22 protein-coding genes are annotated in these 20,990 nt (G+C 71.0%); 11 read left to right on the plus strand and 11 right to left on the minus strand.

Annotated features, from left to right (window positions below; all coding sequences use genetic code 11):
* The first annotated feature begins 109 nt into the window (after positions 1 to 109).
* The 5 genes from ACZ3UD_RS03835 to ACZ3UD_RS03855 all read left to right on the plus strand — a co-directional run bounded on the left by ACZ3UD_RS03835 (position 110) and on the right by ACZ3UD_RS03855 (position 4,463).
* Complete coding sequence (locus ACZ3UD_RS03835; RefSeq protein WP_465581844.1) at positions 110 to 1,336, plus strand: FAD-dependent oxidoreductase; 1,227 nt, start codon at positions 110 to 112, stop codon at positions 1,334 to 1,336.
* Positions 1,337 to 1,412: 76 nt separating this feature from the next.
* Positions 1,413 to 2,168, plus strand: a complete 756-nt coding sequence (locus ACZ3UD_RS03840) for an alpha/beta fold hydrolase (protein ID WP_465581846.1) — start codon at positions 1,413 to 1,415, stop codon at positions 2,166 to 2,168.
* 101 nt (positions 2,169 to 2,269) lie between these two features.
* Positions 2,270 to 2,665: a glycine cleavage system protein GcvH gene (gene gcvH, locus ACZ3UD_RS03845; RefSeq protein ID WP_465581848.1), complete on the plus strand. Its 396-nt coding sequence runs from the start codon at positions 2,270 to 2,272 to the stop codon at positions 2,663 to 2,665.
* 186 nt (positions 2,666 to 2,851) lie between these two features.
* Complete coding sequence (locus tag ACZ3UD_RS03850; RefSeq protein ID WP_465581850.1) at positions 2,852 to 3,688, plus strand: alpha/beta fold hydrolase; 837 nt, start codon at positions 2,852 to 2,854, stop codon at positions 3,686 to 3,688.
* 4 nt (positions 3,689 to 3,692) lie between these two features.
* Positions 3,693 to 4,463 (plus strand): MerR family transcriptional regulator, encoded by a 771-nt coding sequence (locus ACZ3UD_RS03855; RefSeq protein ID WP_465581852.1) that lies wholly within the window; start codon positions 3,693 to 3,695, stop codon positions 4,461 to 4,463.
* A 66-nt stretch (positions 4,464 to 4,529) separates the two neighbouring features.
* Here the strand turns inward: ACZ3UD_RS03855 and ACZ3UD_RS03860 are convergent, their stop codons facing one another.
* From ACZ3UD_RS03860 to ACZ3UD_RS03870, 3 genes are read right to left on the minus strand one after another with little or no spacing between them, the layout of a single operon-like run.
* The gene (locus ACZ3UD_RS03860; RefSeq protein WP_465581854.1) at positions 4,530 to 4,727 is read right to left on the minus strand and encodes a DUF397 domain-containing protein; all 198 of its coding nucleotides are present in this window, start codon (positions 4,725 to 4,727) and stop codon (positions 4,530 to 4,532) included.
* Positions 4,711 to 5,607: a menaquinone biosynthesis prenyltransferase MqnP gene (mqnP, locus tag ACZ3UD_RS03865; protein ID WP_465581856.1), complete on the minus strand. Its 897-nt coding sequence runs from the start codon at positions 5,605 to 5,607 to the stop codon at positions 4,711 to 4,713. Before mqnP ends, ACZ3UD_RS03860 begins: the two co-directional genes overlap by 17 nt.
* Positions 5,604 to 7,061, minus strand: a complete 1,458-nt coding sequence (locus tag ACZ3UD_RS03870; protein WP_465581858.1) for a menaquinone biosynthesis decarboxylase — start codon at positions 7,059 to 7,061, stop codon at positions 5,604 to 5,606. The genes mqnP and ACZ3UD_RS03870 overlap by 4 nt, the downstream gene beginning before the upstream one ends.
* Positions 7,062 to 7,156: 95 nt before the next feature.
* Between ACZ3UD_RS03870 and ACZ3UD_RS03875 the strand changes: the two genes are divergently transcribed.
* From ACZ3UD_RS03875 to ACZ3UD_RS03890, 4 genes are all read left to right on the plus strand, one after another.
* A complete protein-coding gene (locus tag ACZ3UD_RS03875) occupies positions 7,157 to 7,639 on the plus strand; it encodes a PLD nuclease N-terminal domain-containing protein (RefSeq protein ID WP_465581860.1) in 483 nt (160 codons plus the stop codon).
* 451 nt (positions 7,640 to 8,090) lie between these two features.
* Positions 8,091 to 9,692 (plus strand): acyl-CoA carboxylase subunit beta, encoded by a 1,602-nt coding sequence (locus ACZ3UD_RS03880; protein ID WP_465581862.1) that lies wholly within the window; start codon positions 8,091 to 8,093, stop codon positions 9,690 to 9,692.
* Between the two features lie 90 nt (positions 9,693 to 9,782).
* Positions 9,783 to 9,992, plus strand: coding sequence for an acyl-CoA carboxylase subunit epsilon (locus tag ACZ3UD_RS03885; RefSeq protein WP_465581864.1), 210 nt, complete (start codon positions 9,783 to 9,785; stop codon positions 9,990 to 9,992).
* A gap of 219 nt (positions 9,993 to 10,211) precedes the next feature.
* Positions 10,212 to 10,823: a ScbR family autoregulator-binding transcription factor gene (locus tag ACZ3UD_RS03890; RefSeq protein ID WP_465581866.1), complete on the plus strand. Its 612-nt coding sequence runs from the start codon at positions 10,212 to 10,214 to the stop codon at positions 10,821 to 10,823.
* A gap of 10 nt (positions 10,824 to 10,833) precedes the next feature.
* Here the strand turns inward: ACZ3UD_RS03890 and ACZ3UD_RS03895 are convergent, their stop codons facing one another.
* A complete protein-coding gene (locus ACZ3UD_RS03895) occupies positions 10,834 to 11,457 on the minus strand; it encodes a ScbR family autoregulator-binding transcription factor (RefSeq protein WP_465581868.1) in 624 nt (207 codons plus the stop codon).
* Positions 11,458 to 11,807: 350 nt separating this feature from the next.
* On the opposite strand from ACZ3UD_RS03895, the gene ACZ3UD_RS03900 reads away from it, so the two are divergent.
* Complete coding sequence (locus tag ACZ3UD_RS03900; protein WP_465581870.1) at positions 11,808 to 12,872, plus strand: ScbA/BarX family gamma-butyrolactone biosynthesis protein; 1,065 nt, start codon at positions 11,808 to 11,810, stop codon at positions 12,870 to 12,872.
* A 23-nt stretch (positions 12,873 to 12,895) separates the two neighbouring features.
* Here the strand turns inward: ACZ3UD_RS03900 and ACZ3UD_RS03905 are convergent, their stop codons facing one another.
* From ACZ3UD_RS03905 to hemL, 7 genes are all read right to left on the minus strand, one after another.
* Positions 12,896 to 13,303 (minus strand): hypothetical protein, encoded by a 408-nt coding sequence (locus ACZ3UD_RS03905; RefSeq protein WP_380608396.1) that lies wholly within the window; start codon positions 13,301 to 13,303, stop codon positions 12,896 to 12,898.
* 121 nt (positions 13,304 to 13,424) lie between these two features.
* Positions 13,425 to 14,555: a c-type cytochrome biogenesis protein CcsB gene (gene ccsB, locus ACZ3UD_RS03910; protein ID WP_465581873.1), complete on the minus strand. Its 1,131-nt coding sequence runs from the start codon at positions 14,553 to 14,555 to the stop codon at positions 13,425 to 13,427.
* A 3-nt stretch (positions 14,556 to 14,558) separates the two neighbouring features.
* Positions 14,559 to 16,361 carry a cytochrome c biogenesis protein ResB gene (gene resB / locus ACZ3UD_RS03915; RefSeq protein WP_465581875.1) on the minus strand — a complete coding sequence of 601 codons (1,803 nt, stop codon included), beginning with the start codon at positions 16,359 to 16,361 and terminating at the stop codon, positions 14,559 to 14,561.
* Positions 16,362 to 16,363: 2 nt separating this feature from the next.
* Positions 16,364 to 17,098, minus strand: coding sequence for a cytochrome c biogenesis CcdA family protein (locus ACZ3UD_RS03920; protein ID WP_465582070.1), 735 nt, complete (start codon positions 17,096 to 17,098; stop codon positions 16,364 to 16,366).
* A 50-nt stretch (positions 17,099 to 17,148) separates the two neighbouring features.
* Positions 17,149 to 17,763, minus strand: a complete 615-nt coding sequence (locus ACZ3UD_RS03925; protein ID WP_465581877.1) for a TlpA family protein disulfide reductase — start codon at positions 17,761 to 17,763, stop codon at positions 17,149 to 17,151.
* A gap of 199 nt (positions 17,764 to 17,962) precedes the next feature.
* A complete protein-coding gene (locus ACZ3UD_RS03930; RefSeq protein WP_380608723.1) occupies positions 17,963 to 18,610 on the minus strand; it encodes a histidine phosphatase family protein in 648 nt (215 codons plus the stop codon).
* A 77-nt stretch (positions 18,611 to 18,687) separates the two neighbouring features.
* On the minus strand, positions 18,688 to 20,016 hold the full coding sequence (gene hemL / locus ACZ3UD_RS03935) for a glutamate-1-semialdehyde 2,1-aminomutase (RefSeq protein WP_465581880.1): 1,329 nt from the start codon (positions 20,014 to 20,016) through the stop codon (positions 18,688 to 18,690).
* Between the two features lie 470 nt (positions 20,017 to 20,486).
* Here hemL and ACZ3UD_RS03940 point away from each other — a divergent pair, with 470 nt between their 5' ends.
* Positions 20,487 to 20,969 (plus strand): hypothetical protein, encoded by a 483-nt coding sequence (locus tag ACZ3UD_RS03940; protein WP_380608401.1) that lies wholly within the window; start codon positions 20,487 to 20,489, stop codon positions 20,967 to 20,969.
* Positions 20,970 to 20,990 lie beyond the last annotated feature (21 nt).

A 20,990-nucleotide genomic window follows, 5' to 3' on the forward strand; every position in this document is an offset into this window, starting at 1 on the left:
GAGCATCATACTACTTGACACCTGAGACGGTTCCAGAGAGTCTGTATATGCGAGTTCCACGCAGAGGTCGCAAGGGAACCAGGGATTCACGGATCGAGGGGAGAGAGCCATGAGCGTCGTCATCTCCGGGGGCGGGCCGGCCGGAATGGTGCTGGGCCTGATGCTGGCCCGGGCCGGCGTCGAAGTGACCGTGCTGGAGAAGCACGGCGACTTCCTGCGCGACTTCCGCGGTGACACCGTCCACGCCTCCACCGTGCGGCTGATGGACGAACTCGGCCTGGGCCGGGAGTTCGCCGCACTGCCGCAGAGCCGGCTCGGCAACCTGGTGGTGCCGGTGCCCGGCGTCGGGCAGGTCGCGCTGAGCGCCTTCGACAAGCTGCCCGCGCCGTACAACTACATCGCGATGATCCCGCAGTGGGACCTGCTCAACTTCCTGGTGGCGCAGGCCGAACGGGAACCCACCTTCACCGTCCGGATGAACACCGAGGCGACCGGGCTGATCCGGGAGGGCGGCCGCGTGGCCGGCGTGCGCTACCGCACCCGGGACGGCGAGGAGGGCGAGATCCGGGCCGCGCTCACCGTCGCCGCCGACGGCCGGCACTCCACCCTGCGCCGGGAGGCCGGGCTGGTGCCCGAGGAGTACCCGGTGCCCTTCGACGTCTGGTGGTTCCGGCTGCCCCGGCACGCCCACGAGCAGGCCGCACCGCCCAACCTCGCCCCCGGCTTCGGACACGGCGAGATGGCGCTCAGCCTGACCCGCGACGACTACTTCCAGATCGCCTACTTCCTGCCCAAGGGGGCCGACGCGCAACGCCGCGCCGAGGGCATCGAGCGCCTCCGCGACCGGATCGCCCGGCTGATGCCCCAGTACGCCGACCGGGTCGACCAGTTGGCGAGCCTGGACGACGTCCACCTGCTCGACGTCAGGCTCAACCGGCTGGACCGCTGGTACACCGACGGACTGCTGCTGATCGGCGACGCCGCCCACGCGATGTCCCCGGCCGGCGGGGTGGGCATCAACCTCGCCATCCAGGACGCCGTCGCCGCCGCCACCCTGCTCGCCGAGCCGCTGCGGCGCGGCCGGCCGACCGTCACGGCGCTGGCCCGGGTGCAGCGGCGGCGCCAACGCCCGACCGTGATCATGCAGCGGATGCAGCGGATGCTGCACGGCCTGATGTTCACCCCGGTGCTCAACGGGCGCCGGGTCGGCCCGCCCCTCCAGTTCGTGCTGCTCGCCCGCTACGTCCCGGCCGTGCGGCTGGGCATCTCACGGATGATCGCGCTCGGACCGCGGCCGGAGCACGCGCCGGACTTCGCCCGGCGGCCGGCCGCCTGAGAACGGCGCCGGTGCCGGCCATCCGGACCGCGAACCGGCCGTTCGGGCGGGCGGTTTCCGGGGAACCACCGATGGCATGACGATCCCTCACCGCTTGACCGGCACCGGCGACCACCACGTCCTGGTCCTGCACGACTGGTTCGGCACCAGCGCGGGCTGGGGCCCCTTCCTCGACTACCTCGACGGCAGGACCTTCAGCTACGCCTTCCTGGACTACCGCGGCTACGGCGAGCGCAAGGACGTCCCCGGCACGTACACGCTCGCCGAGATCGCCTCCGACGCGCTCGCCCTCGCCGACCAACTCGGCTGGGAACGCTTCTCCTTGCTCGGCCACTCGATGGGCGGCAAGGCCGCCCAGCAGGTGCTCGCCGAAGCACCGCTGCGGGTGCGCAAGCTGGTCGGCCTGGCCCCGGTGCCGGCCGGGTCGTACCCGCTGGACGAGGCCGGCGAGTCGCTGTTCTACGGCGCCGCCGAGGACCGGGAGAAGCGCTACGCGATCCTCGACCTGGTCACCGGCCGGCGGGCCGGGCGGGTCTGGCTCGACCGGATGGTCGACCAGTCCCTGCGGCTGTCGACCGCCGAGGCCTTCGACGGCTACGTCCGGGACTGGACGACGGCCGACCTGTCGGAGCGGATCAGCGGGAACCCCGTCCCGGTCAAGGTGATCGTCGGCGAGCACGACCTCGCGCTGACCGCCGACGTCATGCGGGGCACCTGGCTCAGCCACTACCCCAACGCCGAACTGGAGGAGCTCGGCGGCAGCGGGCACTACCCGATGTACGAGACGCCGGTGGCCCTGGCGTCCGCGCTGGAGGGCTTCCTGCACAACTGACGCGGGCGCTCACCCGTTCGGGTGGCGGTCGCGGCCGGGGGCGGGGATCTGTAGCAGGCTCCTCCCGACAGATCACCAACCCATCGGTGGAGGGGCCCTCCGTGTCCGACATCCCGGCGAACCTCAGCTACACCACGGCGCACCAGTGGGTGCTGATCGAGGGGAACATGGCCCTCCTGGGCATCACCGACTTCGGGCAGACCCAACTCGGTGACGCCGTCGACGTCGTACTCCCGACGGTGGGGGCCACGGTGGCGGCCGGACAGTTCCTCGGCTCGGTGGAGTCGGTCAAGGTGCTGTTCGAGCTGACCTCGCCGGTGTCCGGGACGGTCGCAAGGGTGAACGAGGTGTTGAGCAGCCAGGCCGGGCTGCTCAACACCGACCCGTACGCCACCGGTTGGATGATCGAGCTGACGCTGTCCAACGCCGACGAGCTGAGCCAGCTGCTCACGGCGGAGCAGTACGCGGCCCAGCTCCGGGCGGGCACGCCGGGGTAGTCCCTATGCTCCGGTGATCACGAGTGATGAGCAGCTGCGGCACCGTCTGGACCGCGTACGGCGCGAACGGCCCCTCGGCTCATCCAGTAGCCGCGCACAGGAAGTCAAACCCGCCGACTCCACGCGGCGCTGTTTCGTCGAACCGGGCTTGACCTTGACCCAAGGTCAAGCCTCACGCTCATACCCATGACGACGAACACGAACGCGAACGCCAAGCCCAACACCACCTGGACCGGCATGGTCCGCGTCGAGGACACGGCGCTGGCCGTCACCGACACCCGGGGCACCGGCCGTCCGATCATCTACCTCAACGGCTCCTACTGCACTCAGAAGGACTGGCGGCACGTCATCGCCCAACTCGGTGACGGCTACCGGCACATCACCTTCGACGAGCGCGCCCGCGGCAAGTCGAAGCGCTCCTCGGACTACTCCTTCGAGGCCTGTCTACGCGACATCGACGCCGTCCTCGGCGCGACCGGCGCGCAGAAGCCGATCATCGTCGGCTGGTCCTACGGCGCGGCCCTCGCGCTGCACTACTCCACCCGCAACCCCGACCACGTCGCCGGTGCGGTGATGGTCGACGGCGGCTACCCGTGGGACTACCTGGCCACCGTCGAGGGCGGCCGGGAGGCCGGCAAGGAGCAGATCCGCACCCTGTTCAAGCGCTTCGGCCCGCTGATGCCGCTGGTACGCCCCCTGGGCATGGCCGCCCGGATGTCCGCCGCCGAGCACGCCGAGATCAACATCGAGCTGAACGAGATCGTCGCCGCCAGCGACCCGGTCTTCGACCTCGTCTCCTTCCCCATGCGCTACGTCGTCGCCACCGGCGCCAGCCTCGGCGGCACCGCCGAGGGCCTGGCCGCGATGCGCGCAACGCTCGACCCGATCCTCGCCCGCAACCCCAACGTCCAGGTCAGCGCCACCGTCCCGAGCAAGCACACCACCATCGTCCGCAAGGACTTCCGCGCCATCGCCACCGCCGTCCGCGAGGTTGCCGCCATGACGGGGGGTGCGGTCAACTGACCGCATGACAGACGGAGTGACCATCAGCCAGGCCGCGGCCTTCGCCGGCGTCACGGTGAAGACCATCCGGCACTACCACAAGAACGGCCTGGTCGAGGAGCCGGAGCGCGACCTGTCCGGCTACCGCCGGTACGGAACGGCCGAACTGCTGCGGCTGGTGCAGGTGCGGACCCTGGCCGGGGCGGGCGTACCGCTGGCCGAGATCGGCCCGATCCTCGACGCCGACCCGGACGAGTTCGCGGCCTCCCTCGTCGAGGTCGAGGAGACCCTCAGCGGCAAGATCGACGAACTGATCGCCCGACGTGAGACCCTGCGCCAACTCGCCCACGGTGACCGGGTCCTGTTGCCGAACCGCGCCCTCGCGCTGCTGGACCGGATGCCCGGGCTCGGATTCTCCGCCGCCGACATGACGACCGCCCGCGAGGCCCTGATCCTGGTACGGGCCCTGATGCCCGAGGGCTTCGAGGAGTACCTCGCCCAGATCGAGCACGGCCTCGACGACCCCAAGCACGTCGCCATCGTCAAGATGACCTGGGCCGCCGGGAATTGGGACCCGGACGATCCCCGGATCGAGGAACTCGCCACCGAGGTCGCCGAGCACTTCATCGCCGACCCCTCCCTGATGCCCACCCTCTCCGGCCTCCAGAACCGCGAGGACGGCGACACCCGCAAGGAACTGCTCACCCACCACGGCGAGGACCAGCGGCCGGGCTGGACCCGGCTGACCACGCTCATCGAGCACAAGGTGCGGGCGGCAGGCGTCAACATCCGCTGAGGCCGACCACGGTGGGGTTCTGACCGCGCAGCGCCGTGCCGATGCGGTCGGCTCGCCAGTCGGCCGTCACGAACCGAACTCGCCGTCGCGGACGGCGGTGACGAAAGACTGCCAGGCAGTCGTAGTGAAGCGGAGGCTCGGACCTTCGGGGTCCCTGGAGTCACGGACCGAACCGGGGCGGGCGTCATCGACATCGACGCACGCACCCACGGCAACGGAGTCGACACAAGTGGTGACCGTGCGGGACTCAGATTCCGAGCCCACGAAGGAGCAGGTCCACGAGCGCGAAGAAGAACAGCGAAACGCCGACGAAGCTGTTCGTCTGGAAGAACGCGCGGTCGAGCTTCGACAGGTCGTTCGGCTTCACGATGGTGTGCTCGTACACGAATGCGCCCGCAACGACCGCAAGGCCGATCCAGAACGCCGCACCGGCGTCGGTGAGCACCGCGAACCAGCCCAACAGAAGCGTTGTCAGGACGTGGCACACCCGCGCGCCCCAGATCGCCGCCGGCACGCCGAAGCGGGCCGGCGGCGAGCCGACGCCGTGCTCGCGGTCGGACTCGACGTCCTGGCAGGCGTAGATGAGGTCGAAGCCGCCGATCCAGATGCCGACCGCGACGCCCAGGACGACGGCCTCCCAGGACCAACTGCCCGTCACCGCGAGCCAGGCGCCCACCGGGCCCATCGCCTGGGCGACGCCCAGGATCGCCTGCGGGAAGTTGGTGAAGCGCTTGCCGTACGGGTAGACCACCATCGGCACCACGGCCACCGGCGCCAGCACCAGGCACAGCGGGTTGAGCATCGCCGCCGCGCCGAGGAACACCACCAGCGCCACGGCCGAGCCGACGTACGCCGTCTTCAACGACACGGCCCCGGTGACGAGTTCGCGCGAAGCCGTGCGCGGGTTCCGGGCGTCGAGCTCGCGGTCGATGATCCGGTTGGCCGCCATGGCGAAGGTGCGAAGGCCGACCATGCACACCGTGACGATGAACAGCTCGCCCCAGTGCACCCGCCTGTCGGCGAGGAACATGGCCGTTAGCGCGGCGATGTAGGCGAAGGGCAGGGCGAAGACCGAGTGCTCGATCATCACCAGGCGAAGGAACGCCTTCGTGCGCCCCGGGGTCTCAACTGCGGCCGTGCTCACAGCCCGTACTCCTTCCAGCGGCGCGAAACCAGCTCAGCCGTCGCCGGGTCCGAGGAGACCATCTCCGGCCAGCCGCCGTCCCGGGTGTAGCCCTCCTCCGGCAGCTTCCTCGTCGCGTCGATGCCCGCCTTGCCGCCCCAGAACTGCTGGTAGGAGGCGTGGTCGAGGTGGTCGACCGGGCCCTCGACGACGGTGAGGTCCCGGCTGTAGTCGACGTTGCCGAAGGCCCGCCAGGCGACTTCCTGGTAGTCGTGCACGTCGCAGTCGGCGTCCACCACGATGATCAGCTTGGTCAGCGACATCATGTGGGCGCCCCAGATGGCGTGCATCGTCTTCTGGGCGTGCTTGGGGTACTTCTTGTCGATCGAGACGATCACGCAGTTGTGGAAGCCACCGGCCTCGGGCAGGTCGTAGTCGACGATGTCCGGGATGATGATCTTCAGCAGCGGCAGGAAGAAGCGCTCGGTGAACTTGCCGAGCGGGCCGTCCTCCGTCGGCGGCCGGCCGACCACGATGGACTGCAGGATCGGACGGCGGCGCATCGTCACGCAGTCGATCTTGAGCGCCGGGAAGGGCTCCTGCGGGGTGTAGAAACCGGTGTGGTCGCCGAACGGGCCCTCGGGGAGCATCTCCCCGGGCTCCAGCCAGCCCTCCAGCACCACTTCGGCGTCGGCCGGGACCTGGAGCGGGACGGTCTTGCAGTCGACCATCCGCACCCGCTCGCCCGCGACGAAGCCGGCGAAGAGGTACTCGTCGATGTCCCCGGGCAGCGGGGCGGTGGCCGCGTAGGTGACGGCGGGCGGGCAGCCGAAAGCGATCGCGACCGGGAGGCGCTCACCGCGCTTGGCCGCCACGGCGGCATGGTTGCGGCTGTCCTTGTGGATCTGCCAGTGCATCCCGATGGTCCAGCGGTCGTGCCGCTGGAGCCGGTAGAGGCCGAGGTTGCGGATGCCGGAGTCCGGGTCCTTGGTGTGGGTGAGGCCCAGGTTGAAGAAGGAGCCGCCGTCCAGCGGCCAGGTGAAGAGGGCGGGCAGCTCGTCCAGGTTGACGTCGTCGCCGGTGAGCACGACCTCCTGGACCGGGGCGTCACCGGACTTCACGTGCCGGGGCGGGACGTGCGCCATCGAGGCGAGCTTGCCGAAGGCGTCCCGGAAGCCGGTGAAGCCATGCGGCAGCTCGGGCTTGAGCAGGCCGGCGATCTTCTCGGAGATGTCATCCGGGCCCTTGAGGCCGAGCGCCTTGGCCAGTCGGCGTTCGGTGCCGAAGACGTTCATCGCCAGCGGCATCGACGAACCCTTGACGTTCTCGAACAACAGCGCCGGACCCTTGGCCTTCTGCACGCGATCGACGATCTCGCCGATCTCCAGGTGGGGGTCCACCTCCGCCTTGATGCGCTTGAGATCGCCCTCGCGGTCGAGGGCCCGGAGAAACGAGCGGAGATCGTCGTATGCCATGCCTGTCAGTATCCGCCACCCGATAGCCTGGCTTGCGTCAAGGGCCCCGGGAAGGCGCCCGCCACTACCGCCGTCGCCGGGGGGAGATCGCAGCCGTGCTGAGGATTCTTCTGACCATCGTCCTTCCGCTCGCGCTGTGGGTGTGGGCGTTCATCGACTGCCTGGTCACGCCCGAGGGCGAGGTGAAGCACCTGCCGAAGCCGATCTGGCTGATCATCGTGCTGCTCTTCCCGCCGCTGGGCCCGATCGCCTGGCTGGTGGCCGGCAGGCAGCGCGGGTTCCTGCGGGCCGGCGGGCCCGGCGGCTACCCGGGGCAGCCGGCCGGTGCCGCGCGCCGCGGGCGTCCGCTGGCACCGGACGACGACCCGGAGTTCCTCGCCTCCCTGAAGGGTGACCCGGCGAAGGGCGACCCGGCGAAGGGCGGCGACGCGAAGACCGGCGGCACCCCGAAGGGCGACTCCTTGAAGAGGAGCGACAAGGAGCACGAGGACATGCTCAAGCAGTGGGAGGCCGATCTGCGCCGCCGCGAGGAGGAGCTGCGCGGCAAGGACGAGCCGGAGGACGGCCGAAAGAGCTGATCGGAGCGGTTGGACCATTCGCTCGGACAGCCCACCCGGGGCCCCTCGGGTGGGCTTCGGCGTTTTTGGCGCTTCCCTACGACTGCGGGCCCTCTACCACGAGTCGGCCCCACTGGAGCGCCGGACTTGAGCGTCGCTTGACCGGCGCACAAGATGTCCCCCCTACATTGGTGAGAGACAGCCCTGACCTGCACTTTTCTTCATGCTCAGATCATCGGACCATCACCTGCCCGACAACCCCCAGTATTCGAACAGATACCGAGCGCTGAGACTTCGGCCCGACCGCTTCTGTGCAGCCCTGACAGCTAAACGAACTCGACCTTGTACGGAATCGACGCCGAAACCAGCGCACGGCCCCTCGTACAGTCATAAGTGAAGAACGTGATTCGCAGCTGGGGGCACAGCAGACGTTGGCTGTCGGACAGTTCCCTCACCCTTGGAGTGGTTCGAGATGACGGTTGTGCATGAGGCGCCGGTCGGCGGCGAGGTCCCCGAGGTCCCGGCCGACGCCCGCGGGCGAGTCGCCGAGCTGCACGAGCTCCGCGAGAAGGTACGGCGCGGCCCCAGCGAGAAGGCCACCGAAGCCCAGCACGCGAAGGGCAAGCTGACCGCCCGCGAGCGCATCGAGCTTCTGCTGGACGAGGGCTCCTTCCACGAGGTCGAGCCGCTGCGCCGGCACCGCGCCCAGGGTTTCGGCCTGGAGGCCAAGAAGCCGCACACCGACGGTGTGATCGTCGGTTGGGGCACCGTGCACGGCCGGACGGTCTTCGTGTACGCGCACGACTTCCGGATCTTCGGCGGCGCGCTGGGCGAGGCCCACGCGCAGAAGATCCACAAGATCATGGACATGGCCATCGCGGCCGGTGCCCCGCTGGTGTCGCTGAACGACGGCGCCGGTGCCCGCATCCAGGAGGGCGTCACCGCCCTGGCCGGCTACGGCGGCATCTTCCAGCGCAACACCAAGGCCTCCGGCGTCATCCCGCAGATCTCGGTGATGCTCGGCCCGTGCGCCGGCGGCGCCGCCTACTCGCCCGCGCTGACCGACTTCGTCTTCATGGTCCGCGAGACCTCGCAGATGTTCATCACCGGCCCGGACGTGGTCCAGGCGGTGACCGGCGAGAAGATCAGCCAGAACGGCCTGGGCGGCGCGGACGTGCACGCCGGGGTCTCGGGCGTCTCGCACTTCGTCTACGACGACGAGCAGTCCTGCATCGAGGAGGTCCGCTACCTCCTGTCGCTGCTGCCGCAGAACAACCGCGAGATGCCGCCGTCCGTCGCGACCGAGGACCCGGTCGAGCGGCGCAACGACAGCCTGCTGGACCTGGTGCCCGCCGACGGCAACCGCCCGTACGACATGCGCAAGGTGATCGAGGAGATCGTCGACCACGGCGAGTACCTGGAGATCCACGAGCGCTGGGCGACCAACGTGCTGTGCGTGCTGGCCCGCATCGACGGCCACGTGACCGGCATCATCGCCAACCAGCCCCAGTCGCTGGCCGGGGTGCTGGACATCAACGCCAGCGAGAAGGCCGCGCGCTTCGTCCAGATGTGCGACGCCTTCAACATCCCGCTGCTCACCCTGCTGGACGTGCCGGGCTTCCTGCCCGGCGTCGACCAGGAGCACGGCGGCATCATCCGCCACGGCGCCAAACTGCTGTACGCGTACTGCAACGCCACCGTGCCGCGCATCTCGCTGATCCTGCGCAAGGCCTACGGCGGCGCCTACATCGTCATGGACTCCCGCTCCATCGGTGCGGACCTGTCCTACGCCTGGCCGACCAACGAGATCGCGGTGATGGGTGCCGAGGGCGCCGCCAACGTCATCTTCCGCCGCGAGATCAACGGCGCCGAGGACCCGGACGCCATGCGCGCCCAGAAGATCAAGGAATACAAGAACGAGCTGATGCACCCGTACTACGCGGCCGAGCGCGGCCTCGTGGACGACGTCATCGACCCGGCCGAAACCCGCCAGGTGATCGCCGCCGCCCTCGCGATGCTCCGCACCAAGCACGCCGACCTGCCCAGCCGCAAGCACGGCAACCCGCCGATGTAGCACCTGCACGACGTACCACCCGTACGACGCAGCACGCAGCAGGCCTTCCGAGCGACACCACACCACTTTCACCGGGGGAGAAACCAGGACATGACCGCTTCCGCCGAACCCCTCGTCCACATCGTCCGCGGCAGCCTCTCCGACGAGGAACTCGCCGCCCTCACCGCAGTGCTGATGGCCCGCGCGGCCGCCGCGCAGCAGGCCGCCGCCATCGCGCCGATCGAGCCGATCGCCAGCTGGCAGCGGCTGGAGCGCCGCCCGGCCTACTACTCGCCGGTCAGCTGGCAGCAGGCCGCCTGACGGTCCGGAGCCCTTCCGACGGCCGGTCACCCCACCCGGGTGGCCGGCCGTCGGGCGTACCCGAGCCGTGCGCGAGGCCGTACGCAAGCGGTACCCGCCCGTCCGGTCGGGTGCGAAGCGGCTCGGTAGGATACCTACTGGACGGTATGCGCCCGTCGCCCCGTCGGCCCCCATAGGATCGGCCGCTGCTGAGGTAGAGAACTTTCCAGGGAGGCTGCGATGGCCAGGCAGGCCCGCGCGCTGGCAACCCGCCAGGCGGTACTCCTCGCGGCGGCCGAGGTGTTCGACGAACGGGGCTACGCCGCCGCCACGATGTCCGAGATCCTGGACCGGGCCGGCGTCACCAAGGGCGCGCTCTACTTCCACTTCCACTCCAAGGAGGAGCTGGCGCTCGCCGTGATCGAGGGCCAGGGCGCCTGGATCGCCTCCTGGGAGCCCTCCTCGGACAGCCCGGTGCAGACCCTGATCGACCTCGGGTACGCCTTCGCGCACGCGCTCCAGGAGGACCCGCTGGTGCGCGGCAGCATCCGGCTGACGATCGAGCACGGCAGCTTCACCCAGCCGCAGATCGCCGCCTACCAGGGCTGGATGGACCTGGTCCGCGAGCTGCTGGAGCGCGCCCGGGACGCCGGGGACCTCCACCCGGGGATCGACCTGGCGGCGGCCTCCGGGGTGATCACCGGGGCGGTCACCGGAATCCAGCTGAGCTCCCAGGTGCTGGCCGACCGGCGGGACCTGATCCAGCGGATGGCCGACCTGTGGACGCTGCTGCTGCCGGGGCTGGTGCAGCCGCACGCGCTCGCCCGGCTGAGCGTGGCCGAGCGCACCTGAGTCCGGCGGATCAGACCCGGTAGCCCGGGCAGCGCTCCGCCGCCACCAGGGCGGGCAGCGCGGTCGTCCAGAGCCGGCGGACGGCCTCCGGGGCCGGCCGGCCGAGTTCCTCGGCGGCCAGCAGCACCTGGCCCGCCACCACCGAGCTGAGCAGTTCGGCGCAGGCCCGCCGGTCCACCCCCGGGCGCAGTTCGCCGGCCTCGGCGGCGCGGTCCAGCAGTCGGTGGACGACGGCGGTGAGGCCGCGCCAGGTGGCGTCGGCGGGCCGAGCGTCCGGGGCACCGGCCGGGCGCGGGCCCGGGCGGCCGAGCCGGACGCCCGCCCGGACCACGACGTCCTCGCGCAGCAGTCGGGCCAGCTCGTGCGAGAGGTCGATCAGCCGCTGGACGGCCGGGCCCTCCGCGCGCAGGGCGCGCAGCGCGGCCGAGCCGATCTCCCGCCCGGCGGCGGCCCGTACGCCGTCGGCCAGGGCCTGCTTGGAGACGAAGTGGAAGTAGAGGGCGCCCTTGCTCACCCCGGCCCGGCGGCTGATGTCGACGAGGCTGGCGGCCTCGAAGCCGACTCGGGCGAAGGCGTCCGCCGCGGCGAGCAGGACGGCCTGCCTGGTCCGCCCCGCGCGTTCCTGCTTGACCACTGGCCCCTCCGGACTCGGCCGGACGCGTTCCCCCGCCTCGTCCGGCTGCTGTCGGCGCGCCCTCGGTGGGGGCGGCGCCTCGCATGCGGACGACCCCGGCCGAAACCGCATGGTTGGTATCTAATCTAGCGCCCTTGTCGACCCCGCCGTCCAGCGGGGACAGGCCCCCGCCCAAGGTCTGCCCTCCCCGTTTCGGGCATTCCCGCAGTCCAGAGGCCGGGTAGCGTGGTCAGGCCGGGCATTGCGGCCGGGGTGACCCCGACCACAGAACACAAACCGGGTGGTATGTATGTTTTGCTGTGGGGCGTCCGTAGCGGCCGCTCGACCGACACCCTGGAGCGGGGCCAGTCATGCCATTGATCGTAGAGCCGGACGCCGGCGGCCCGTACGCCCACCCCGGCTCCGCCGCCCTCCCCAACCCGGGTTACGACTTCCACGACCGGACCGTCTCCCGGCACCTGGTGCACCGCGCCTCGGTGTCCGAGGTCTTCCTCACCGGCTGGCAGGCCACCGGCCCGTACGACTTCCTGCTCGGCGCCCAGTGGCCCCGGCTGCACGGCTTCTACCGGCTGCCCGGGGACCGCTACCACGACCCGGTGCTGGTGGCCGAGACCGTCCGGCAGGCCGGACTGCTGATCGGCCACGCCGGCTTCGGGGTGCCGCGCGGACACCACTTCGTCATGGAGGAGCTGGGCTACGCGCTCGGCGAGGCGGGCCTGCCAGGCCTCGCCGTCACCGCCGGGCCGGCTTCGCTGATGCTGACCGTCGGCTGCGAGGACGTCCGGATGCGGCACGGCCGACTGGCCTCGCTGCGGGTGCACGCCGAGATCACCCGGGACGGCCTGCGGATCGGCCACGGCTCCGGCCAGCTGCGGGTGATCACCCCCGCCTCGTACGAGCGGCTGCGCGGGCCCGGGCGCCGGCCCGTCATCCCGCCGCGGCCGCCGGAGCCCGCCGCGCCCGAGCTCGTCGGCCGGGCGCAGCCCGCGGACGTGGTGCTCAGCCCGACCCTGCGGCCGGACACCTGGCTGCTGCGGGCCGACGCCGGGCACCCGGTGCTGTTCGACCACGAGCTGGACCACGTCCCCGGGATGCTGGTGCTGGAGGCCGCCCGGCAGGCCGCCCAACGGCTGCACCACCCCGAGCCGGTGGTTCCGGTCGAGCTGGTGACCTCCTTCGACCACTACATCGAGCTGGACCGGCCCTGCTTCGTCCGGGCGGTGCGCGAGCAGTCGCCGGACGGCCGGCGTACGCCCGTACTGGTCCGGCTGGTCCAGGACGGGCGGACGGCGGCCGAGTGCCGGCTGCTCACCGAACCGGTCGACGGCCCGCGGGTGCCGGTCCGGCGGGACGCCTTCGACGGCCGCCCCGCCACCCCGGGCCTCGGCAGCACCCGGCTACCGCTGGCGAGTTGACCCAAGGGTCAGGCCCTCTCCCGTTACGCCGCCACCAGCGCGGCCGGCCGCCGCCCGGCGTGCATCACGCTGAGGTTGGCCGCCAGCCGGACCGGATCCTGGGCCAGCCACAGCCGCAGCGCCGCGCCCAGAGCCGCGCTGGCCGACTCGATCCGGACGTCGGTGATCTGGGCGATCCGGGCCGCGCCGGGCACCAGCAGGTCGGCCAGGGCGGTCGGCAGCCAGACCGTCAGGGCGCACGGCGCGGGCGTGGCGAGGGCGCTCAGCAGCCGGTAGGCGTCCCCCGGCGCGCTGAGCGTGGGGATGATGTCCAGCAGAGCGTCGGCCACCACTTCGGAAACGTCGCTTCGGTGTCCCTGGGCGAGCCGGCGGAGCAGCAGTTGCTCGGCGGCGGTGATTCGGACGGTCAGCATGACCTCGTCGCACTCCATTGCGCGATTTCCTCCTCGTTCCTCCCCGTACCGGCACGGACGGCCGGCACGAACTACCCCTGTTGCACCTCGGCCCGGCTACCTCCTGCGGAAAGCCGGGCCGGTGGGTGGGTGCCCCCGGTCAGATCCCCGCGTAGGAGTGCTTGCCGGTGACGAAGATGTTCACGCCGTAGTAGTTGAAGAGCCAGCAGGCGAAGGCCGCCAGGGCCAGGTACGCGGCCTTGCGGCCCTTCCAGCCGGCCGTCGCACGGGCGTGCAGGTAGCAGGCGTAGGCGACCCAGGTGATGAACGACCAGGTCTCCTTCGGGTCCCACTCCCAGTACTTGCCCCAGGCCGCCTCGGCCCAGATCGCGCCCGCGATGATGGTGAACGTCCACAGCGGGAAGACCAGGGCGTTGATCCGGTAGGACAGCTTGTCGAAGGTGGAGGCGGCGGGCAGCCGGCGCCAGATCGAGGGCGCGGTGCCCAGCGGGCCGGTGGTCAGGCCGGCCGCCATGCGCCTGTCGAAGGAGTCCTTGCCGAGGTACAGCAGCGTGGCGATGAACGCCGCGTAGAAGGCGCCGCCGCAGAAGATCGCGGTGGAGACGTGGATCGCCAGCCAGTACGAGTGCAGCGCCGGGACGAGCTGCTCGGAGTCGGTGTACAGCACCTGGGTGGCGATGCCGAGGGTCAGCAGCACCGCGACGACGACCGGCAGGCCGAGCCAGCGGACGTTCTTCCTCGCGGCCAGCAGGACCAGGTACGCGGCCGTCATCGCGAAGGCGAAGGCGCAGGAGAACTCGTACATGTTGCCCCACGGCCAGCGGGACACCGACAGGCCGCGGGCGACGATGCCGCCGCCGTGCAGCAGCAGCGCCAGGACGGTCAGCGAGACCGCGATGCGGCCGGCCAGGTCGGCCTTCTCGCTGGTGCCGGCCGCGCCCGGACCGTCCACCTCGTCGTCGCCGCGACCGCCGGTGACGACGGTCGCGCCCTCGCCCGCCAGGACGGTGCGGGTGAGCGTGGTGGTGCCGCCCTTCGCCCCGGCCACGGTGACGGTGACCCGCTTGGCGGCCTTGGGCTCCGCGGCGGCGACGGTCTCGGCCAGGCTGCCCGACTGCTCCTTGGAGCGGACGGCGACCGCGCCCTTGCTGCCGAACGTCCACTCGAACATGTGGGCGAACATGGCGATCGTGTAGACCGCCATCGCCGAATAGATCAGCTTGTTGGAGAGGTCGGCCAGCTGTGGGTCGACCCCCGAGGCGAGATGCACCGTCTACTCCTTGGAGTTCTGGTCGGCAGGGGCTGTGGGGTCTTCTGCTGCGTGATCTTCTGGTGCCCGGTCGTCTTCCCCGGGCGCGGATCCGTTCTCGTCCTCGGCCGCCGGGGTCTCCCCCTCGCCCGCCGGGGCGTCGTCCTCAGACGCCGGGGCGTCGTCCGCAGACGCCGGGGCGTCGTCCTGGAGGTCGACCGCCAGTTCGGCCAGCTCCTCGGCGATCTTCGCCGACTCGCTGCGGCCCAGACCGGCCAGCTCCACCTGGGTACCGCCGCCCGGCAGGGCCACCGCCCGCACCCAGATCCGGCGGCGCTGGATGAACAGCGAGCCGATCAGGCCGAGGATCGCCATGACGGCACCGGTCAGCGCGATCGCGTTGCCGGGGCGGTGCGAGACGTTGAAGCTCGCCCACTGCTTGTAGCCCTCGAAGGTGACGCTGCCGTAGCCGTCCGGCAGGGTCCAGCCCTGGCCGGGCTTGAGCCGGGCCTTGGCCGGCTGGTCGTCCACCTTCATCTGGGTGAGCTTGCGGGTGTTCAGCTGGTAGATGTTCTGCGGCAGGCCGGAGTCGGTGCCGAGGTCCCCGGAAAAGGCGTTCAGCACCAGCTCGGGCTCGGCGTCGCCGGGGAACAGCGAGACCGGGCCGGTCCCCGCGAAGCTCACCGGCGCCGTCGGCAGGAAGAAGCCGGAGAAGCCCAGCTGGGTCTTGTTGCCGTCCGGGCCGGTGCCGTAGTCGGAGACCTTCACGACACCGGTCGAGGTCAGGTTGGCGTCCTGCGGCAGGAACGGCACGACGTCGTGGTAGACCACGTCGCCCTTGCCGTTGCGGACGGTGATGACCGGGGCGTAGCCGTGGCCGATCAGGTAGACCTTGCTGCCGCCGATCTCCAGCGGGTGGTTGACCTCGATCGTGCCCTTCTTGAGCTTCGACTCGTCGCTGCCCTGGTAGTACTCCACGTTCGCGGTGAACTGCCGGGCGGCGCCGATCTGGTCGCCCTGGTTCTGGAACTTCGAGGTGAAGTCATCGAGCTTCAGGTAGAAGGGGTCGAGGTCCTGGTTGTTGTAGAACCGCGTGCCGGTGAAGTCGTCGAGCTGGGTGATGGTGTTGGAGTAGCCCTGGCCCTCGACTATCAGCTTGCCGCCGGTGCCGGAGGCCAGGCTCGCCCAGGCGAAGCCGCCGAGCAGCGCGAACAGCGACAGATGGAACAGCAGGTTGCCGACCTCGCGCAGGTAGCCCTTCTCGGCCGCCACCGCGCCGCCGGCCAGGTTGGCCCGGAAGCCGCGCTTGCGCAGCAGCCGGTGGGCGGCGGCGTTCACCTTCTCGGCGTCCGCCTCGGTGCGCCAGGCCGCGTGGACCGGCATCCGGGTCAGGTTGCGCGGCGCGGCCGGCGGCTGGGACCGCAGCACGCCGACGAACTGCCAGGTGCGCGGGATGATGCAGCCGGCCAGCGAGATGAACAGCAGGATGTAGATCGCGGAGAACCAGACCGAGCTGTAGACGTCGAACAGCTGGAGCTTCTCGTAGATCGGCGCGACCGTGGTGTGCTGTGCCTTCCAGGTCTGCACCTTGAACTGGTTCTGGCCGTTCTGCGGGATCAGCGAGCCCGGGATGGCGGCCAGCGACAGCAGGAACAGCAGGATCAGGGCGACCCGCATCGAGGTCAGCTGGCGCCACATCCAGCGCGCCCAGCCGAACGCCCCTATGCCGGTGGGCCCCTCGGACTCGACCGGCGCGGTGCTGAGCCGCTCGGCGGCGGTGTCGTCCGGCGCCGGGGGCAGCTCGGTCTCGGTCGTGGTCTTGCTCACGGTCAGATTCCGATCCGGAAGTCGGCGGTCCAGGACTGCAGTTCGCTCATCATCGAGTCCCAGATCCCGGTGACGAGCAGCAGACCGACCGCGACGAGCATGCCGCCCCCGATCCGCATGACGAGCGGGTAGTGCCGCTTGACCCACCCGAAGGCGCCCAGCGCCCGGCGGAAGGCGACCGCGGCCAGGATGAACGGTACGCCGAGGCCCAGGCAGTAGAAGGTCGTCAACAGCGCGCCACGCTGGGCGTCGGCCTGGTTGAGGGCCAGGTTCTGCACCGCGGTCAGGGTCGGGCCCATGCAGGGGGTCCAGCCGACGCCGAAGACCACGCCCAGCATCGGGGCGCCGAGCAGGCCGACGGCGGGGCGGCGGTGCGAGCGCACCTCCAGCATGTTCAGGCCGGGGATCAGGCCCATGAAGGCCAGGCCCATCACGACGGTGAGCGAGCCCAGCACGATGCTGATCGGCCGCTTGTAGTCCTGCAGCTCCTGGCCGAAGAAGCCGAACAGCGCGCCGGTGGAGACGAAGACGGCGGTGAAGCCGAGGATGAACAGCACCACGCCGAGCAGCATCCGGCCGCGCTTCGAGCCGCGGGCGTCCGCGAGATCGGCGGCGGAGAAGCCGGTCACGTACGACAGGTAGCCCGGCACCAGCGGCAGCACGCAGGGCGAGAAGAACGACACCAGCCCGGCCGCGAGCGCGATCGGCGCCGCGGCCAGCAGCGCCCCGCTCTGCATGGTCGTGGTGGTGTCGGCCAGCTGGAGTTCGGCCAGCCGCAGTGCCCCACTCACTGCTTCTGCTCCGCGACCACCGGCTGGAGGATCGACTCCAGCGCGTCCTCGGTCGTACCGCCGACGGCGCGGGCGGCCAGCTTGCCGTCGCGGTCGACGACCAGGGTGGTCGGGATGGACTGCGGGTTGAGGCTGCCCTTGGGGAACTTGAGCAGCTGGGTCCCGGCCGGGTCGAAGATGCTCGGGAAGGTGACGCCCTGCTCCTGCTCGAAGCGGACGGCGTTGGTCTTGTCGGTGTCCCGGGTGTTGATGCCGAGGAACTGGACGCCCTGGTCCTTGTACTTCTCCGAGACGGTCTGCAGGCTCTTCGCCTCGGCCCGGCACGGCCCGCACCAGGAGCCCCAGACGTTCAGCACCACGACCTTGCCGCGGTAGTCGGAGAGCTTGGCCTGGTTGCCCTCCAGGGTCTCCCCGGTGATGTCCGGCGCGTCCCCGCGCTTGCCGGCGTCCGCCTTCGACAGGTTGGTGCCCGTGACGGTGACGAAGCCCACCTGGCCTTCGCCGCTGCTCGACGAGCCCGAGGAGGAACAGCCGGTGAGGACGAGCGCAGCGGCGGCGACGGTGGCAGCGGCTGCGGCGACACGGGGACGGGGGCGCGTCATGGCGGACATGTGAAAAGTTTCGCATGGAGTTCCGGGCAGGTTCGCCGGGGTCCTGCCTTGCGCGCCGCACCCCATCTGACCTGCAACGGAACCGGGCCACCCGGCGGTTGCCGGGTGGCCCGAAGCCATACTTACCCAGGGCTTACACGCGGTGGCGGATGCTCGTACGCGCGGTGCCGCGGGCTCGGGCTCCGAAGCCGCCGCGGGCTCAGGCTCCGAAGCTCTTGCCCACCGGCTTGCCCTTGCCGCCCTTGCCGACCAGGTGCGCCGGCAGCAGGTCGCGGGCCGGCTCGCGGTAGCCGACCGAGACGATCCGGTCGCCCTCGAAGGTGAAGCTGGTCAGCGAGGCCAGCGAGCACTGCCGACGGCGCGGGTCGTGCCAGAGCCGGCGGCGCTCCACGAAGGAGCGGACGATCCAGACCGGCAGCTGGTGGCTGACGCAGACCGCCTCGTGCCCGCGGGCGGCGTCCCGGGCCGCGCCGAGCGCGCCCATCATCCGCACCACCTGGTCGAGGTACGGCTCGCCCCAGGAGGGCTTGAACGGGTTGGTGAGGTACTTCCAGTAACCGGGGTTGCGCAGCGAGCCGTCGCCGACGCCGAAGGTCTTGCCCTCGAAGACGTTCTCCGCCTCGATCAGCCGCTCGTCCACCGCGATGTCCAGGCCGTGCGACTTGGCGATCGGCGCGGCGGTCTCCTGGGCGCGCTCCAGCGGGGAGGCCACCACGTGGGTGATGTCCCGGCCGGCCAGGTCCTCGGCGACCCGCTCGGCCATCTCCCGGCCCAGCTCGGACAGGTGGTAGCCGGGGAGCCGCCCGTACAGGACGCCCTCCGGGTTGTGCACCTCGCCGTGGCGCATCAGGTGGACGACGGTGATCTCTTTGGCGCTCACTTCTCAACTGCTCCTGGGGCTCGGGGTGGACTGGGCCGTGGCGGCTAGACCGTGGCGGCGGCAGCGGCGCGCGCGGCGGCCGGCAGGGCGGCGGCGATCCGCTCGATCGCCCGCGCGTCGTGGGTCGCCGAGACGAACCAGGACTCGAAGGCGGACGGCGGCAGGTAGACGCCCTCGGCCAGCATCGCGTGGAAGAAGGCGGTGAAACGGTACGCCTCCTGGGTCCGGGCCTCGTCGTAGTTGGTGACCGGGGCCTCGGTGAAGAACACCGAGAACATGTTCCCGGCGGTCTGCAGGCGGTGCGCCACGCCCTCCTTGGTGAGCGCCTCGGCGACCAGGCCGGAGACCTCTGCGGCGACCTTGTCCACCGTCGCGTACACCTCGTCGGTGCAGCCGCGCAGCTGGGCCAGGCCCGCCGCGGTGGCGACCGGGTTCCCGGACAGGGTGCCCGCCTGGTAGACCGGGCCGGCCGGGGCCAGGTGCGCCATCACGTCGGCGCGACCGCCGAAGGCCGCGGCCGGGAAGCCGCCGCCCATGACCTTGCCGAAGGTCAGCAGGTCCGGCGCCCAGCCCTCGTTCGCCGCCTCCAGGCCGTACCAGCCGGCCTTGGAGACGCGGAAGCCGGTCATCACCTCGTCGGAGATGAACAGCGCGCCGTTGTCCCGGCAGAGCCGGGCCAGTCCCGCGTTGAAGCCGGGCAGCGGCGGGACGACGCCCATGTTGCCGGGCGAGGCCTCGGTGATCACACAGGCGATCTCGCCCGGGTGGGCGGCGAAGGCCTGCTCGACGGCGGCCAGGTCGTTGTACGGCAGCACGATGGTGTCGCCGGCCTGGGCACCGGTGACGCCCGGGGTGTCCGGCAGGCCGAAGGTGGCCACACCGGAACCGGCGGCGGCCAGCAACGCGTCCACGTGACCGTGGTAGCAGCCGGCGAACTTGACCACCTTCGCGCGGCCGGTGAAGCCGCGGGCGAGCCGGATCGCGGACATGGTGGCCTCGGTGCCGGAGGAGACCAGCCGGACCTGCTCGACCGGGGCGACCCGGGCGACGATCTCCTCGGCCAGCTCCACCTCGCCCTGGCCGGGCGTGCCGAAGGAGGTGCCGTTGGCGACGGCCCGCTGGACGGCGTCGATCACGGCGGGGTTCGCGTGGCCGAGGATCATCGGACCCCACGAGCACACCAGGTCGACGTACTCACGGCCGTCGGCGTCGGTGAGGTAGGGGCCGGTGCCGGACACCATGAAGCGCGGCGTGCCGCCGACCGCGCGGAAGGCGCGCACCGGGGAGTTGACGCCGCCGGGCGTGACCACGGAGGCGCGATCGAAGAGCGACTGGGACTGGGGGGCTTCGTAGGGGTAGCTCACGGGAGACATGGTCTCAAATCGTGTCCTTGAGCTCTGCATGTCCGGCCCGATCATCTGGAACGATGATCCGGGCACCGTTGTCTGTACGGTTGTCCGTGACGGGTTGTCCGTACGGACGGGGCCGCTGGCTGCCCCGGAGCACGGACCAGTCAGACTGTGTACACAGAGTGCGCGAGCGCTCCGGTTGTGTGCAGGGGTGTGGAGAGGACTGCTGTGTGCCGCGAGTGGGTACGGCCCGCGAGTGGGTACGGCGGCGCATGACGGGTAAGGAGCACGTCCGGAGGGACGCCGGGCGTGCGGGGGTCTGTCGATTCCGGCGAATTCCGGTGAGGATGGTCCGAGTGTCCGAGGCGCAGGACGGCTACGACGAGGCCGCGGGGGGCTCCCGCAGGCCCGCCGAAGCCGCACGCGGGGGTACGGGAGCGGGTACGGGTCGTGGTCGCCGCGGCGGCGAGAGGCGGGGTGAGGGACGCGTGGGGGTGACGTACAAGTACTTCGGCGCACCGGACCGCGCCACCGCCGCCAGGGTCCCCACCGCCCTCGGCCCGGGCGGCCTCGGCCTGGACGCCGGCGAACTCGGCGCGCTGGGGCGGCTCGGCGACCTGATGGAGACCAGCGGATCCCCCACCGGCCACCTCTCCACCAAGATCAAGCCGGAGACCATGAGCGCCATGGTCCTCACCGGCATCCAGGGCGTCCCGCTGCACCAGGTCCCGCCGCTGGAACTCGTCGTGCTGCACCCCGACTACGCCGTCGTCCAGCTCCCGCACAACGTGGTCGAACCGCTCCGCAAGGCCGACGTCACCGAGCTCGGCGCGGCCGCCTTCATCTGGTCCACCGTCCCGGACCGGCGCGGGCCGCGCGACGCCTTCGTGATCTACAGCATGCTGCACGAGTGGCAGGACTTCGCCAACCGGCTGCACGACGCCGGGCACCAGCTGTACTGCCTGGTCTGGCCGTAGCGCCGAACCCCGACCCGCTGA

Source organism: Kitasatospora sp. NPDC023118 (assembly GCF_055560875.1).

Excerpts from the sequence above, each read along its gene's own strand:
- ACZ3UD_RS03920 (WP_465582070.1), bottom strand. The coding sequence starts at position 17,098 with ATGCAGAGCGGGGCGCTGCTGGCCGCGGCGCCGATCGCGCTCGCGGCC.
- ACZ3UD_RS03925 (WP_465581877.1), bottom strand. The coding sequence starts at position 17,763 with ATGTCCGCCATGACGCGCCCCCGTCCCCGTGTCGCCGCAGCCGCTGCC.
- ACZ3UD_RS03840 (WP_465581846.1), top strand. The coding sequence starts at position 1,413 with ATGACGATCCCTCACCGCTTGACCGGCACCGGCGACCACCACGTCCTG.
- hemL (WP_465581880.1), bottom strand. The coding sequence starts at position 20,016 with ATGTCTCCCGTGAGCTACCCCTACGAAGCCCCCCAGTCCCAGTCGCTC.
- ACZ3UD_RS03880 (WP_465581862.1), top strand. The coding sequence starts at position 8,091 with ATGACGGTTGTGCATGAGGCGCCGGTCGGCGGCGAGGTCCCCGAGGTC.
- ACZ3UD_RS03885 (WP_465581864.1), top strand. The coding sequence starts at position 9,783 with ATGACCGCTTCCGCCGAACCCCTCGTCCACATCGTCCGCGGCAGCCTC.
- ACZ3UD_RS03930 (WP_380608723.1), bottom strand. The coding sequence starts at position 18,610 with ATGCGCCACGGCGAGGTGCACAACCCGGAGGGCGTCCTGTACGGGCGG.
- ACZ3UD_RS03890 (WP_465581866.1), top strand. The coding sequence starts at position 10,212 with ATGGCCAGGCAGGCCCGCGCGCTGGCAACCCGCCAGGCGGTACTCCTC.
- ACZ3UD_RS03900 (WP_465581870.1), top strand. The coding sequence starts at position 11,808 with ATGCCATTGATCGTAGAGCCGGACGCCGGCGGCCCGTACGCCCACCCC.
- ACZ3UD_RS03905 (WP_380608396.1), bottom strand. The coding sequence starts at position 13,303 with ATGGAGTGCGACGAGGTCATGCTGACCGTCCGAATCACCGCCGCCGAG.
- ACZ3UD_RS03850 (WP_465581850.1), top strand. The coding sequence starts at position 2,852 with ATGACGACGAACACGAACGCGAACGCCAAGCCCAACACCACCTGGACC.
- ACZ3UD_RS03855 (WP_465581852.1), top strand. The coding sequence starts at position 3,693 with ATGACAGACGGAGTGACCATCAGCCAGGCCGCGGCCTTCGCCGGCGTC.
- ACZ3UD_RS03870 (WP_465581858.1), bottom strand. The coding sequence starts at position 7,061 with ATGGCATACGACGATCTCCGCTCGTTTCTCCGGGCCCTCGACCGCGAG.
- ACZ3UD_RS03835 (WP_465581844.1), top strand. The coding sequence starts at position 110 with ATGAGCGTCGTCATCTCCGGGGGCGGGCCGGCCGGAATGGTGCTGGGC.